9 protein-coding genes and 1 tRNA gene are annotated in these 15,401 nt (G+C 35.8%); 4 read left to right on the forward strand and 6 right to left on the reverse strand.

All coding sequences use genetic code 11. The features are described from left to right. Positions 1–4: 4 nt before the first annotated feature. The 3 genes from EK417_RS17235 to EK417_RS17245 all read right to left on the reverse strand — a co-directional run bounded on the left by EK417_RS17235 (position 5) and on the right by EK417_RS17245 (position 8,726). Positions 5–1,423, reverse strand: coding sequence for a TolC family protein (locus tag EK417_RS17235; RefSeq protein ID WP_136522862.1), 1,419 nt, complete (start codon positions 1,421–1,423; stop codon positions 5–7). A 753-nt stretch (positions 1,424–2,176) separates the two neighbouring features. Further along, the gene (eco, locus tag EK417_RS17240; protein WP_136522863.1) at positions 2,177–2,665 is read right to left on the reverse strand and encodes a serine protease inhibitor ecotin; all 489 of its coding nucleotides are present in this window, start codon (positions 2,663–2,665) and stop codon (positions 2,177–2,179) included. Positions 2,666–2,819: 154 nt separating this feature from the next. Further along, positions 2,820–8,726, reverse strand: coding sequence for an alpha-2-macroglobulin family protein (locus EK417_RS17245; protein WP_136522864.1), 5,907 nt, complete (start codon positions 8,724–8,726; stop codon positions 2,820–2,822). 18 nt (positions 8,727–8,744) lie between these two features. Here EK417_RS17245 and EK417_RS17250 point away from each other — a divergent pair, with 18 nt between their 5' ends. From EK417_RS17250 to EK417_RS17260, 3 genes are all read left to right on the forward strand, one after another. Beyond that, entirely contained in the window at positions 8,745–9,500 is a 756-nt protein-coding gene (locus EK417_RS17250; RefSeq protein ID WP_076597228.1) for a UbiA prenyltransferase family protein, read from the forward strand. Between the two features lie 3 nt (positions 9,501–9,503). Continuing rightward, positions 9,504–10,583: a DNA replication/repair protein RecF gene (gene recF, locus EK417_RS17255; RefSeq protein ID WP_110366906.1), complete on the forward strand. Its 1,080-nt coding sequence runs from the start codon at positions 9,504–9,506 to the stop codon at positions 10,581–10,583. Between the two features lie 165 nt (positions 10,584–10,748). Then, positions 10,749–11,042 carry a hypothetical protein gene (locus tag EK417_RS17260; RefSeq protein ID WP_076597226.1) on the forward strand — a complete coding sequence of 98 codons (294 nt, stop codon included), beginning with the start codon at positions 10,749–10,751 and terminating at the stop codon, positions 11,040–11,042. Positions 11,043–11,219: 177 nt separating this feature from the next. On the opposite strand, the gene EK417_RS17265 is transcribed toward EK417_RS17260, so the two are convergent. The 3 genes from EK417_RS17265 to EK417_RS17275 are packed head-to-tail and all read right to left on the reverse strand — an operon-like array spanning position 11,220 to position 14,998. Next, positions 11,220–13,250, reverse strand: a complete 2,031-nt coding sequence (locus EK417_RS17265) for a transporter-like protein (protein ID WP_136522865.1) — start codon at positions 13,248–13,250, stop codon at positions 11,220–11,222. A 13-nt stretch (positions 13,251–13,263) separates the two neighbouring features. Further along, positions 13,264–13,908: a monofunctional biosynthetic peptidoglycan transglycosylase gene (gene mtgA, locus EK417_RS17270; RefSeq protein WP_110366909.1), complete on the reverse strand. Its 645-nt coding sequence runs from the start codon at positions 13,906–13,908 to the stop codon at positions 13,264–13,266. Between the two features lie 43 nt (positions 13,909–13,951). Continuing rightward, positions 13,952–14,998: an ABC transporter substrate-binding protein gene (locus EK417_RS17275; RefSeq protein ID WP_076597223.1), complete on the reverse strand. Its 1,047-nt coding sequence runs from the start codon at positions 14,996–14,998 to the stop codon at positions 13,952–13,954. 59 nt (positions 14,999–15,057) lie between these two features. Here EK417_RS17275 and EK417_RS17280 point away from each other — a divergent pair. Then, a tRNA-Arg gene (locus EK417_RS17280) sits at positions 15,058–15,131 on the forward strand. Positions 15,132–15,401 lie beyond the last annotated feature (270 nt).

A 15,401-nucleotide genomic window follows, 5' to 3' on the forward strand; every position in this document is an offset into this window, starting at 1 on the left:
ATTTTTAAGGGATTAAATAAAATTTGGTGATATCCAGTTCCTGGGTAGACCTCATCAGTTCTATTCCCGCTCTTCTCTGGTTGAAAATGGCATTCTGATATTCGAGTTCTGCAACTTCAAGATCATTTTCGGCATCAATAAGCTGTGAAGATTTACTCATTCCGTATCTGAATTCTTTTTCTGCCTGCACGAGTGCATTTTTTGCCAGCTCTTTTTCCTTAGCTTTCAGCGTAATCTGTGCAGAAGCAATATCATAATTGGTTTGATTATTGGCAAGATTCAATGTCAGTTTTTTCAAAGCATCTTCTTTCTGATTCTGTAATACTTCTTTTCCTACTTTGGCGGTTTCTTCTGCATGTTTTCCTTCTTTCCCGTCAAAAATTTCCCATTTAAAACCAACCCCTGCAGTAATCAATGGAAATACATTGATATTATTGGGTCTCCAATCCAGTTTTTTCCCTTCATATCCAAGAATGGGAACAGCTGGAATAACATTTTCTGAGGATTTTATTCTGTTTCCGTACAATCCGAAATAATAGGCAGAAGCCATCAGCTGTACTTTAGGAATCATCCATGTTCTTTCTGCTTTTATTTTATAGTCTGCAGCACTGATTCCATGTTCCAGAGCACGAATTTCGGCTCTTTGCTCTATCCCTTTTTCTGCAGCCAGCAATTCCACCGGAGATAATACAGGATCAATCATTCTGAGCCTTTCTCTGTTGATTCCGGTTAAAATATAAAGCTGGGTAAGAAGCAATTCTTTTTTCCCTTCATATTCTACCATTTTGGCATCTAAAGTAGCCTGGGCCAGCTCAATTTTCTTATGGTCATAAGGTGTTATCAAACCATAACCAAGGGCTTTATCGGCTGTTTTTCTGTTGATATCAAGCCTTTTTTTACTTTCATCGAGAACCTTTTTAGACTGATGAATCAGTGCGAGCTGATCATACGCTTTAGAAATAGTGGCAATCACCTCATCTTTTGTTTTCTCCAGAAGGATATCTTCAGACTTTTTCTTTTCCTCCACGGCTTTTTTCATGTATTTCACCTTTCCTCCTGAATACAGAAGCATTTTGGCATCTGCCTTGGCAATACCGGAAAAACCTGATACGTTGAAGTTATTATTGAAAGTCCCTTCGGGAATATTGATGAAGGGAGCAAGATTAAATTCGGGTGACGTCAGTCTTGCTGTTCCGTTGAGATAACCTGCCTGGCCACTCAATTCCAGAGTTGGAAGAAAGATATCTTTCAGTTTATGTTCATCAAGATCGGTAAGTTTGTTTTGGGTAATCTGCATTTTAAGGTTCGAGTCCCGAACCATCGCACTATCCAGAAGTTCTTTAAAATCCGGCGCAGACTGTGCCCAGCCAAAAGCGGGGAAAGCAAAAAAACTAAACGTAAAAATCAATAAATTGTTTTTCATGGTTTATGTTTACAACAAATATAATGCAAAAATTGTTAAAATCTTTAAAGATAATTCTACAATACAGTGAATTTAAACTAAGTTTAAAATTTGTTTAGATTTAAAACCCTGCAAAATAAAGTTTTACCCAAAGCGTTTAAATGTTAATTAAAACTTAAAAAATTTTGAAAAAATAATTAGCTCTGCTTTTTTCATAGTCTTTTTATTGTATTTTTCTGAGGAAATAAAAGGGGTAAAACAAGGTTTTATTTGAAAAACTAAGTTTGAATTTTGGAAGATGACTCCCGAAGAAAGACAAACGAGTGGATAAACTTTGAAAATATATAATCTGCTCTCTGTCAAACTGAGTGTAAGTTTAGGCTAAAGCCAAAGGGGCTTAAATCTTTTAATTAAATGGGCTAAAGCCCATTTCTATTGAATAAAATTGGACTTATTCTCTTTATAAATTTTAAAAGCTGGATTTCTGCGGAACGATAAACGGAGTAAATAAACTTTGAAAAAACGATCTTTACTGCGAGAGATCATATTCAATAGGAACGGACTTTAGTCCGTTTGGAAAAAAATTAAACTTCAATTGGCTTTATCCGAAACCTAAAATACAACGCAGTGTTCGCAAAAGCATTGTTGATAGATTTGAATTCGTTCGCAAGGGCGTTTCACTTAGCAAAGAAATGACGAATTATTTTACCCTGAAAAAAACGAAAACTCCCCACATGCTGTGAGGAGTTTTCTGTATGATTATAATAAGCTGATTTATTTTTGAACTGCTTTTTTCATGGCAGCATCAGGACGCAGGATTCTGTAACGAACTTCGATATCTTTCGGTACATAGAATACCAATGGAAGTTTACTGTTGTATCTTACGATTTCAGGTTTTAGCGTGACGAATTTTTTAGTTGGTTTTTTATCCAGACAACCCATCAGTGTTCCTGCTGTTTCCCCGTTAGATTCTACTTCATAATAGTTGTATCCCCATCCCTGAAGATCCTGTGTTTTCATTTCTCCCATTAAGAAATAGTTGTTACAGTCTAACATTTTTTCAGCCCCCACAAAAAGCTCAACTTTTAAGTCGTTTTCATTTTTTGCTACAGGAAGCTGAATATATACTTGTTTATATCCTTCTTTTGCTTTTGGGAACATTTCAATCTGCAGTTTTTCAAACTTTTCTGCTTTCTTTTGTGCGAAAGCATTTATTCCAGTCATTAATACTAATCCTGTTATTAAAGTTTTAGAAAATTTCATCTTTTAATAATTTTTTTAATTGCTAGTATCTTAATTCCAAAAACTATTCCACAATTAAACGAATGTTTGAATTTTAGAATTAATTCTATTTTTACTGAAAATCCGGAAACAAAAAACTGCAGTAAAAGTTACTAGAGTTCTTGTTGTATATCCATTACTCTGAAATTGTCACATTACTTCCCTTTGTGTGAGCATTCATCTGTGGTGCGTAATAATTCTGCATGGTTGTAATTCCATTGGAGAATTTACCGGATGCATTAGCTACTACATCATACTCAAATACATATTTTCCTTTCGGCATATACTGAATATAGAAATTGGTAGAAGCATCTTTGGCAGACTGATAGTATCCCAGATTATTTTTCCACTGATACCCGGATAATACATCTACAGGCTCAAATCCTGCTGCACGCATATCTTTGATATGAATAAACTCCATCGCTCTGTCTGTGTTAAGAATCATTCTAACGGTAATTTTATCTCCTACTTTCAACGGTGTTTCAGTTGAAATTTTCTGCAGCTCTTCACCGTTTACGGTTTTCACTTTTTTATACAGTTCTTTCGTTACAGAAATATAGCTTTCAGAAGATTTTATTTTATCGATATCTTCGTAATACTGCCAGAACAATCCTCCCTGAACAATTCCCGGACCGGGTTTTGTAACGGTTACAGTAGCTAAGTTTTTATCTACAGTCTCTGGTTTCATACTTGATTTTACATAGCCTGTTGCCTGCGTCTGCGGTGCGACTTCTTTTCCACCCCAAACAATAGTAGCTTTATCACTTTCTGCTCCGGTCCATGATTTTCCTGAATTCAAAATGGTAAAGATCACCTCAGCAGTTCCTCTTGAGCTTCCCCACGAGTTCACTTCTTTTTGGGTTACCAGCCAGATTTTCATGTCTTCAATAAAGTTTTGGTCGTTAGATTTTAACGTATTGAAAGCTTCCAGTGCTCCGGCATGGTTAACCACTTTTGAACCAAACCATCCCCAGTCATTCAGATTTTGTTTCCAGTAAACCCCTTGTGTTTTGGTATCTGTAGAAGTTTCTTTAAGATAGGTCATCAACTTTGCAGACACCTCTTTCAGACCATAATCGTTCATTAATAATACGGCGCGGTGAAGTCCGAAGAATGTAAAATCGGTTATTTTCGCTGTTTTTGCCTTTTGTTTTACCAACGTTTTCAATGTAGCCCCTTTTCCTTTCAATGGATATTGCTGTTCCCAATAGTTTCTGGTATCAAGATAATCCATTGCCCAGTTGTTCCAGACATTGTCTTTTTTCACATCATAATATTTGGCAACCTCATTGTCTACATACTGAATCAATTGAGCTACAAGCACTTTTTGATCTGTACTTTGATAGTCTTTCACATTATCTTTTAACCAGGAATTGATTTTTCCTAAATTTTTAAGGATATACAATGATGTTCCGTAAGAGCTTGGGTAACCAGGATACCAGGAGAATCCACCATCAGGATTCTGTAGTTTTTTGAAATCGTCCCAATCCTGATTAATGGAGTTTTTCATCGTATTGACATCAAACAGCAATGCCAGTTTCTGCATCTGCTCTCCTTCATTTTTGCTTTCCAGCACCCAAGGCGTTTCTTCCAGCAACAGCTGTTTCAGTTCCTGATTTTTTTCAAGGTTTGAATGTAATAATCCTTTGTTCTGATATTCTTCAAAAACCGTTTTCATTTTCGGATTGGCTTTGAATATTTCTGAAGCTAAAACATCAGCAAACCATTTATTAAAGATTACATCGGCAGAATTATTCTGATCATTTTTAAGGCTTGGAAGGGCAAACATGATCTCCCAGATCGGATTGGTTGTCAGTTCTAATGTATTCGAAACATTAGAAGCTGTTGTGGATGTATTATTTTTAAGGTTATCCAGTACAAATGTTTTGGTTTCGCCTTCTTTCACAAAAACCGGAACGGCATCAGTCACAAGCATTCTGTTGGGTAGTACGGCCACCGCCTGTTGTTCTCCGTCAGAATAAGCTCCTGCTTTGGCCACCACTTTAAAAATGATCGAAGAAACATTGTCCGGAGCTTTCAGTTTCCATGTCAGTGCGCTGCTTCCGTTTTCATTCAGGTTAAAATTTTGTACTCCTGAAGTGATTCCGAATTTCGAAGAAATATTTTCATTGGTAAAGGCATCCAGAATCTGTAATTCGGCAGAACCATTAAGTTTTTTATCGGTAAGGTTGGATAATTTAGACTGCAGATTCAGTTCGTCTCCTTCTCTCAGGAATCTCGGATAGTTTGGAGTCACTGAGAATTCTTTCTGGGTAACTACTTCTTTTTCCAACGTAGCGGCTCTTGCATCTTTAGTGTGTGCCAGGAACATCAGTTTCCATTTTGTCAGTGCTTCCGGAGATGTGAACTCAAAGCTTACATTTCCTTCCGCATCGGTTTTCAGATCCGGATAGAAGAAGGCGGTTTCATTTAGATTTTGGCGTACAGGAATTTTTTCAAGGTCCTTTCCATCCGAACCTTCACCTCCATTCGCGTCCTGTGCTCTTACTCTTGCAGCTGAGGCTTGATCATAGTGCATATTAGATTTCTTTGTGTATCCAGTAACGACTACTTCTTCAATTGCAGCTTCTTTTGCAACCGCAGAAGGAGCCGGCATTACTGCATTGCTAACCATTGCTCCTGAAGCTTTTCCTTTTAATACATAGTGATTAAAATCACCATCAAACCAGTTAAACTGAGGAACATTTATATATCTATCTTCGAAATATCTAAATCTCTTCTGATAGTTTTGCTGCTGCAGGTAATTTCTGATTCCATAAGAGGTAATAATTACAAATGGAGTGTATAATTTTGTCCAGCTATAGCTATTGGTAGCAAACTGATCTAAAGACATATCGTACATATTCGCCAATACCTCAGCATTGATCTTTTCCTTATCATTTCCGGTTACTTTTACCGTCCATTTTTCTTTAGCATTCGGCTCCAACTTATCTCTGAAGGTTACGGTTTCAATTTTTAAAGGTTTTTCTGTGTCTTTTATTTTTAAAGAAACAGATTCTGTATTGACATCATTAAATGCTACCAGCTGAAACTGAAGATTCAGCTCTGAAACACTTTTATCTTTAGGAATTTCAGCCGTATATTCTAATATTCCGTTTTTCATCTGACGAACTTCTGAAATCGTTTTTCCGGAGCCGTCCTGAACAAAAACATTCACCAATGCATCAGGAACTGCTGAGTAAACATAAACTTTTGCTTTTTCTCCTCTTGATAATTCTTCTTTTGGAGCGATCACTGTAAGAAATGTTTTCTGAGTGGGTTTTAAAGCTGTTTTATCCCAAACACTGAAATACTGTGAAGTTTTGATGGTATCTTTTCCTTCTATATTGAAAAGTTCCAACTCGTAATCTCCTGTTTCCAGTTTTCCTAAATCAAGATTCGTTGAAAGCTGAGCATTTTCAGCGGATGGCTGCTGCTGTCTTTCAACTAATACTTTCTCAGTTTTCCAGTTTTTAATCTCGTCATTTTTATCAAAAAGATCATGTGGGAATTTGCTGATGAATTCTTCTTTTGAATATTTCGGCAAGTTCTGAACATCAGATTTGAAATTATCTCTGAAAATTCTTTCCGGAGCCTTCAGTTTGGATAGTTTAACCTGATAAGGTTTCTTAAGATTCTGATCATTATAATTTTTGGTTTCCACCTTCAATTTCACGTTTTCGTCAGTAAAAATATTAGTGATATTTTCTGCCTGAATGTAATGAGAAACTGACGCTACTTTTAATTGGGTATCTGCGGACTGCGTTTCTCCATTGATGTCTGTCACAGAGGCATTGATGGCATAATTATCAATCTGTATTCCTTCCAGCTTTTCATCTTTTTTAAGTTCTAAACGAATTGTAAATTCTCCTTTCTCGTTGGTTTTTGCTTCGCCAAGAATTGAATTTTCATTATCATCATTCTGCGGATACCAGCTGAAATACCTCCATCTGATATTCTGTTTTTTGATTTCATAATTCACTGTGCTATTGCTCAGCGGAACACCTGAGAACATGACAGCTTTTCCTTTCAGTTCTATAGTCTGACCGTATTTGTACTCCTCTTTAACAGGGTCAAAGGTTACTTCAAACTTTGGTCTTTTGTATTCTTCTACCCTGAAATTTTTATATCCTGTGCTTTCTCCTTCTATTCTCAGATAAAAGTTTCCGTTCAGTTTTCCTTTTGGAAGAATAAAACTTCCATGATAAGAACCAAATTCATTGGTAGTAAATTCCTGTGAAGAAACCTCTTCACTATTGGTATTCAATAAAGTGATTTTTTGTTTTAATCCTGAAAGAACAGCTTCCACCTCCTTGTTGATTCTGGTATTGATCACTTTGAAATAAACAGTCTGCCCGGGACGGTAAATTCCTCTGTCTACAAAAATCTGAGCGGTTGAACGCGTTTGTTTATTTGGATTATAATCATCAGCATAGCCTCTGTTTCCATACACCTGCATGATCTGGAAATCATTTGTTTTAGGCTGTTGGATCAGGAAAGTTCTGTAATATTCTTTGCTGTCTGTAGCAGGAAGCTTAAATACTCCGCTGGCACTGGTTGTTCCCTCAATTTTAGTTAGAGTTTTATTGGAAACAAATTCATAAAATCGAAGACCTTCATTGGCTAAAGGCTTACCATTCTCACTATTAACTAATTTCAGTTCGTCAGAAAGAGGCTTTCTGTCTGTTTTGGCCTGATAAATTATTCTGTTCCCGGAAACCAGAAAGTAAAAATTCTGTCTGGAGTCAGTATCTTTCATATCTGCTCCTGCAACGGTAAATTCTGCCACATATACTCCTGAAGGAAGTGGCTTCACTTCCAGAGAACTTGTATGGCTCTGATAATCTTTGGGATCCGGAAGCTGAAATTTTTCCTTTCTTACCAGATTCTTTTTTAGATTTCCGAAAGTATTGGAATAAGAGTTCTGAACGTATTGAAGCAGTGACGTAAAATCCTCTTTTACTTCATAAATATTCATGGTAAATTCTGATACATTCTTATATTGTGCAACAAAATGAATGGGCAGATTATTCTGAGTCTGAGATTCATATTTTAAATTCAGATATGGATTGACAATCTGGACTTCTTTGCTTTTAATATTCTCCAGAAAAAGAGATTTTGGATATTCACTTTTAGCTTGTGCAGCCAATGCAAGAGCTTCTTTAGGTTTCTTCTGATTAGTAAGCTCATCCATGACATCTCCCATGATCATTACTTTATAATCTCCTTCTACATTAGATTTCAAAAGAATCTGAAGCTGCTGAAGTTTATCCTTACAATGATTGAAGCTACAGTTTTCCGTGATCTTTTCTCTCATGAAATACAGCCTTGAATTTCCTGTATTCTGCCCGATCAGTTCATCATAAGTTGCATTAATTGTTGTACGGTTGGCAGCCAGTTCATTTTTGGTGAAAATATTGTTTTCAGATAAAAATCCTATTTTCTTTACGCCATACCAATCTGATAATGTCGGGAAATAAGCGATATCTCCAGCTTCTGAAAAGATATTCTTATACTTTTCCAGGGAAATCTTTTTCATTTCAGGCTTCTCCTGATCAAGTTCCTGATAGTTTTTAGTCAGATAATTTTTAAAATCCAGCTTACTCCAGGTTTCAATCTGTGAAACGTCCTGCGAGTTGATATTGGTTCTTCCGTTTATTTTCCATGCATTCTGGTTGTAATAATCCATGAAAAAACCATTAAGCAGAACTTTAAATATAAGTTTTCCCTCTCCGTTTATTTTCCCTTCTGCATTTTTAAGTTTTTTGAAAAACCGTGAAGCATCATCATTCTGATCATCGTCCACTGTCTGGTCCACAATACTGAATTCCGCTTTCAGAGAACGGATCAGCTCGAAGGCATTATTTTCTTTCATGGCTTGTTTTTGTATGTCTAAAATAATGGGAAGATTAGATTTATAGGCTCCTTTTGTACTGTTTTCAGCTACTTTTTTCCATTGGGTATCGTAATATTTCTGTGCGGACACCGTTGAAAAGCTCAGCATTATAAGCAAAAGCAGAAAAATCTTGGAAAATCTTTTCATATATATTAATTTTGATAAATGAACATTTTAAAAATACTGAAAAAAACCGTCATAGACAGTCAGCTTTATGTCTCCCTTATGGGAACTCTTTTTGCAGTATTTTTCATGAAAGAGCAAAACACATTCCGTTTCCCTACCTTTGCACTAATTTTCATTACTTATTTCAGTGGTTATCTGTATACTAAATACCAATACACCAAACACTTTTTCAAAATAGTGATCATGAATGCCATTGCAGGAATTGTCTGCGCTTTTTTAATCATTCATAATCATAATGAAATAAGACTTTTAAAATGGTTTATTATTGTTGTGCTGGGACTACTTTATAATAGCTTTTTTCTTGATGTTTATATCCGGAAAATTCCTTTACTGAAAGTTTTCTACGTAGGATTGGTGTGGGCATTGGTCAACTGCTGGCTTACCCTTCCTGAATTCAGTATACCTATTTTTCTGATCAGTTTTTTCTTTATTACGGCTCTAGTACTTCCCTTTGATATCCGGGATATGAATAGTGATACGGTAAAAACCTTTCCTATGCTGATAGGTATTGATAACACCAAATACATTGCCTACACCCTTGTTTTCATCAGTACTATCATTGGGATCTTCTATCTTGAATTTCAGTATGCCTTCGCATTTTTTATGGCAAGCATTATAACTTATATTCTCATCTATTTCTCTGATAATAAAAGAGATGATGCTTATTTCTCATTCGGAGTGGAAACTTGTTCCGCACTTCCTTTTTTATTTTTAGTAATAATGGAGTATTTTTGACGAATGATTATTAAGAAGCTTTCCCTCTACAATTTCAAAAACCACTCTGAGAAAAAATTTGAATTTTCCCCGCAAATCAACTGTTTTGTGGGAAATAACGGTATGGGAAAGACCAATATTCTGGATGCCCTGCATTATTTATCCGTAGGAAAAAGCTTTTTAGGAAATACTGACCTCAACAATATTAAACAAGAGGAAGACTTTTTTACCATTGATGCTGAAATTCAGAATGAAGACAATGAAGATATCATCAGAATCACTCAGCCTAAAGAAGCTAAAAAGGTCATCAAAAAGAATGATAAAAGCTATGACAGGCTTGCAGATCATATCGGATATTTGCCAAGTGTTATGATTTCTCCCTATGATTCCAATCTTATTTCGGATTCCGGGGAAAGCAGGCGTAAGTTTCTGGATGCTATGATTTCTCAAACGGATTCAGAATATCTTTTTGATCTTATTCAGTATCAGAAAACCATCCAGCAGCGAAATGCCTTACTGAAATATTTTGCCAAAAACAGAACATGGGATAAAGATTCTCTGGAAATCTATGATGACCCGATCACCAGATTTGGAACAAAAATATTTAAGAAAAGAAAAGATTTTGTAGAACAGCTCAATCCTATTGTTCAGAATTTCTATCAGATTATTTCCGGTGGAAAAGAAACAGTATCTGTTATTTACGAATCACATCTGCTGGAGGATTCTTTTGAAAATCTTTTAAAGGAAAGTCTTGAAAAAGACCGTATGCTTACTTATACTTCGAAAGGAATTCATAAAGATGATCTTCTTTTTGAAATGGATCATGTATTAATCAAGAAAATCGGTTCTCAGGGACAGCAGAAATCTTTCCTGATCTCTTTAAAGCTGGCTCAGATGAGTCTTGTAAAAGAGCTCACCAAAAAGACTCCTATCCTGTTGCTTGATGATATCTTTGATAAGCTTGATGATACAAGGGTTTCACAATTGATTGAGCTGGTTAATAAAGAAAGTTTCGGACAGATTTTTATCACAGATACTCATAGAGAACGTACAGAAAATGTGGTAAAGAAAATCAATGAAGAGAGTATAATTTTTGAGGTTTAACCATCAAAAGGTTCTGAAACCAAAATTTATAATTAAAAATCATAAAATATTTAAATCTGATTCTCCAAATTATAGATTTTTTTATCTTAACTTATCATTCGAAACATATCCCGAGTCACGTAACTCAAAAAACCGAATCACGACTATGAAACCCGCACTACGACTATGAAGAAGAAAAAACGTGAATATCAATCCTCTGAGCTGGTAAAATCTTTTGCCAGAATTTATGGTTTTGAAGATAAACTTGTGGCTTTTGACATCAAAGACTTCCTTGAAGAATATCTTGATGAAAGTCTTTTCAAAGAAATCAGAAGTGTCAATATAGAAAATGAATGTATCGTAATCAAAATTGATTCTCCTTTATTGAAACATGATTTTAAGATGCGAAAGAGCTTCTATCTCAAGAAATTTCAGGATAAATTCGGAGCGGATAAATTTAAAGACCTTCAAATATTGTAAGACTAAAGTTATATCTGTAGAAAAATACGAATGTCTCAAAAGTCAAACAATATAGCTTTTGTCATTCTGACGAAGAAATAATCTTATTGAAAACCAGACAGATGAAATTCTTTACTACATTTCATTTCGTTCAGAATGACACTTTTGAGAGGGTAGCATTTTTTATTTTAAATACCATTAATCTTCTTCTGATTTATTGGAAATCGTACTGCTCATGAGATCATCTGCTTTTTTATCCAGTCCGGATTGTAATGGCAGGAAGAATTTCAGCGGATGTTTCGTAAAATATCTGAAAATCTCTTTATAGATTTCACTTACCTGGCCAAAGTTCATCTTTCTTGACCTGAATGCCAGGAACATTGACAAACTGAAACTTACCAGGAAGTTGAAGAAACCAATCAGAAATACTGTTACAAAAGACATCCAGAATGTATAAGAATCTACAGAAAAATCTTTTCCATATAGTCCTAAGGCAAAGTTACCGGCTGCGAAGGTAATGTGTCTGATATCCAGATCCAGCCCGAAGAACATTCCGACCGGAGCAGTTGCTCCAAGGAAAACCCCAAACCAGAAATTAGAAATGATTCCCGGCCAGTTTTTAGCATAATATTTCGAAAGTCCTTTTGCGAATTTTTTTCCGAAAAAGCTTCTGATGGAAAGGTTTTTGGCAATTCTTTCCGGAATCTGATAAAACACAGAGTTATTCCCGATATTCCCGGAAATGATCCCGGAAATAAAAAGGTAGAATCCGGCAATACTTGCGTGAAGAATAGCTTTTGATTTAAAAGGATCAAGATCTTTTAACAATTTATCAGAACGTTCTACAGCAAGATTTTGTGAGAAAAACACATCCAATCCGTAAATAATGGCAAGAGCCACCGGAAAAGCGAGCAACACATTCCCTACAAAGGCAATAAACTGACTTCTGAATAATTTGGAGACCAAATGGGCAAATTCCGTGTTGTTTCTTTGGGCATTGCCTTCTTCGGATAATACTTTTGTCATCGTGGCAGCTGTCATTGCAGGCTGTTTTGTAGCAAGGGTAAAGCCCATCAGATAAATCATCACAAATCCCATTGCATAATTCATGGAATATAAAAAGGCATGTGAAAAATCACTTCCGGGAATATATCCGTAAAGCATTTTCAAAACACAAAGTGCTCCTACAATAATCCCACCGCCACTCGCTTTGTAGAACATGGTCATATATTCCTTACGGGTAGAGGTAATATAATGAGTACCAGTTTCTGCAGTGTGATTGGTAATAAGGTGAGAAATCAGCCGCGTGCTGTCATTAATCAGGTCTGAGATATTATTTTTGTGAGACTTATAATTCAGAATATTAAAAATCAACTGTTTAGACTTTATCTGAACATCTTCATCTGTATCAATAACCAATAACTGAGTAATTTCATATATTCTTTCCGTCTGCTGACGAATTTTTAACAGGGATTGATTAATCTTTCCTGAAATACCATATTTGGCTGAATTTTTAAAAGCAATACTCACAAACTCCTGGCATTGCTCTGCATAGATTTTGATCTGCTTAAATCTGCTGTCTTTTGAATGCAGCTGTAATTCAGGGTCTTTTACAAGATCATCCGCTAATGTTTCCAGCTCATTCTGAAGAGCAAGAAACGGATTGTCTAAATTTCTGTATTGAGGTGCCATTCTTACTACTTCCACTTCCATCGCCATTCCTGTTACCCTCCAGGAAAGGATGTTCATTGAGAAAATAAGTTCCTTTTTAACGTTAGGGCGGATAATAAAATCCGAAGCTCCCAACATGTTTAAAAATTCATTGATCTCATTTTCAGGAAGATTATGCAGGTATTTCAAATCCTTTTTCGGTCTCATACTGACGTTATCGATCATGTACCACACCGTGTTTTCGTTTTCAACGGGTGGAAGAACCTTGTTCAGTATTCTTTTCTTAAGTTCCGGGAAAAAGGCATTTTCTGAAAGAATATTCGCTTCCGTCAGGGAAAGGTTGAAAGGTCTTTCTCTAAAAATATTATGGATATAATACTTAAAGTTGTCCGCAAAATTAGGATTGCTTCTGAAGAAATTGAGCACATCTGTGAAGTCCGCCTCTTTTACAGTCTCCAGAAACTCCGCAAAGGGTTCTAAAGAAAGAGTTTCGTTCTTAAAAGAAAAATATTTTTTAAGAACTGACTCAAAATTTGTGCTGGAATTAAAGAATTTCATTAGGACAAAGATACTATTTCAAACTCACATTCCTCATCTGTCTCATAATCCAATTATGTTTCTTTCTTAGATATGGAGATGGGTTTTTAGGATCATACTTCTTTGGATTAGGCAATACAGCAGCAATCCAGGCTGCATCTGAGGTACTTAAATCTTTGGATGATTTTCCAAAATAATATTGAGCAGCAGCCTCTACACCAAATACTCCCTGCCCCATTTCTATGGAATTCAGGTATCTTTCCAGGATAATATCCTTAGTCCATACTTTCTCGATGATGAAAGTATACACAGCTTCAAGCCCCTTTCTCACCCAGCTTCTGCCCTGCCATAGAAATACATTCTTTGCTGTTTGCTGGGAAATGGTGCTTCCTCCTCTTATTTTTTTGCCTTTCTCATTATATTTCATGGCTTTTTCGATGGCTGTATAATCGAAACCGTCATGATCAAAAAATTTCTGGTCTTCCGAGGCTATTACGGCCTTTTTCACATTATTTCCCATTTCATCATAGGAAATATAATCTCTATGCAGTTTTCCATATTCAAAAAGCCCTCCTATCTGGGTAAGTGTAATGGGCGGATTAAAGAATCTACCCCAGATAATGAAAACTACATTCAAAACAAGAATGATGAAGATAAGCTGTTTAATTTTTTTCCACATAACTTGATAAAAAGGAAAGACAAAAATAAGCAAATAGTACGAGTTACTGCAATTCTTTCATATAAGTAAGCTGATAATCCGGTAAAAGTTCCGGATGGAAGATCTTAATGTAATCTTTAAGGATCAAATCTGCTCTTACCACGCCACTTTCGAAGAAATCATTGGCTTTCAGTTTTTCTTTTCCCGCAATGGTATACATTTTCCCTTTATTGAACACATCCAGCTTCCCATAGAAAGGATTCATGCCCAGCATTTCTTTTTTCGAAGCATGACTTCCTGCATTTACCCAGTACTGAACCCCTCCTGCTTTGGCATAAACTTCCTCAAAGCTCATTGTCAATGCTTTTTCATCTTTATTATCCTTCATGATATAATTAGCGTTGGCATCCGAAATATAATGAGCCACGGAAGTATTTCCTCCCGGAAGATACCAAACATCTCCATACATTTCATTGGCAAGTACAACAGGTTTTTCTTTTGCTTTTGACGCAAGCTGTTTCAGATCGCTGTAACTTTTTTCAACTTCCTGATATTTAGCTTCTGCTTCTTTTTCTTTTCCTAAAAGTTCTCCGAAAATTTTGATATAAGCTGTTTTTTCCAAAGGTTTCTGTTCCATGTATTCATCCAGAAATATCACCTGAATACCATTATTCTTTAAAAGCTCATAAGTATTGTCAAAACTTGCAATATGATTGGTAAAAATAGCATCCGGTTTCATAGAGATAATTTTTTCCACATCATATTTCTGTTCGCTTCCTACATTCTGAATTTTTCCTTCTTTAATCAGATTCTGAATTTTTTCTGAATAAATATACTCCGGACTGGAAACTCCTATAATTAAATTTTCTGCTCCAAGCTCCGAAATATAGCCGGCCATACTTGCATTCAACAGGATTATTTTCTTGAAAGGTGTTTGATTTTGCTTAAAGTTATAAGTAAAATTCCCCGATTTCAGTTCCAGGATACCATCATGTTCCTTAAATTGGGTGCGGTTTGAGATATTTGTCCAGTCTGAGGACGAAATTTTTGATTCTCTTTTACAGGCAATTAGCGAGAAGACCGTGAATAAAAGTAAAATTTTCTGTTTCATGTTTCAAAGAACGGAAAAAAGTGGTATATTTGCAACCGTTAATCAAGAAGATAACAAAAGGCCTCGTGGCGCAACTGAATAGCGCATCTGATTACGGCTCAGAAGGTTACAGGTTTGAATCCTGTCGAGGTCACAAGACCGACATTTGAAGATTTTACTCTTCGATGTCGGTTTTTTTATTTCCTAATCCGTTGTTATACTGGTAGATACATTGAGCAACAATATTCATTTTAGGTGTTTGAAAACTTTTTCCGTCAAATTCTACTTTTGGGGGAAAGCAACCTTTTCATTAAGTAAATTGGGATCAAGCGCAAAAGTTGGGGACTAGGCAAAAAGTTTAGCTAATCTGAATAAGATGAATGCTTTGTCTTTTACACCTCTGAGCTGCATTCTGAAGTTTTTT

The organism is Chryseobacterium candidae, assembly GCF_004916905.1.
GTDB classification, from domain to species: Bacteria; Bacteroidota; Bacteroidia; order Flavobacteriales; family Weeksellaceae; genus Chryseobacterium; species Chryseobacterium candidae.

Bases quoted from the DNA above. Each gene is read 5' to 3' on its own strand.
- EK417_RS17245 (WP_136522864.1), bottom strand. From the start codon at position 8,726: ATGAAAAGATTTTCCAAGATTTTTCTGCTTTTGCTTATAATGCTGAGC.
- recF (WP_110366906.1), top strand. From the start codon at position 9,504: ATGATTATTAAGAAGCTTTCCCTCTACAATTTCAAAAACCACTCTGAG.
- EK417_RS17275 (WP_076597223.1), bottom strand. From the start codon at position 14,998: ATGAAACAGAAAATTTTACTTTTATTCACGGTCTTCTCGCTAATTGCC.
- mtgA (WP_110366909.1), bottom strand. From the start codon at position 13,908: ATGTGGAAAAAAATTAAACAGCTTATCTTCATCATTCTTGTTTTGAAT.
- EK417_RS17260 (WP_076597226.1), top strand. From the start codon at position 10,749: ATGAAGAAGAAAAAACGTGAATATCAATCCTCTGAGCTGGTAAAATCT.
- EK417_RS17235 (WP_136522862.1), bottom strand. From the start codon at position 1,423: ATGAAAAACAATTTATTGATTTTTACGTTTAGTTTTTTTGCTTTCCCC.
- eco (WP_136522863.1), bottom strand. From the start codon at position 2,665: ATGAAATTTTCTAAAACTTTAATAACAGGATTAGTATTAATGACTGGA.
- EK417_RS17250 (WP_076597228.1), top strand. From the start codon at position 8,745: ATGAACATTTTAAAAATACTGAAAAAAACCGTCATAGACAGTCAGCTT.
- EK417_RS17265 (WP_136522865.1), bottom strand. From the start codon at position 13,250: ATGAAATTCTTTAATTCCAGCACAAATTTTGAGTCAGTTCTTAAAAAA.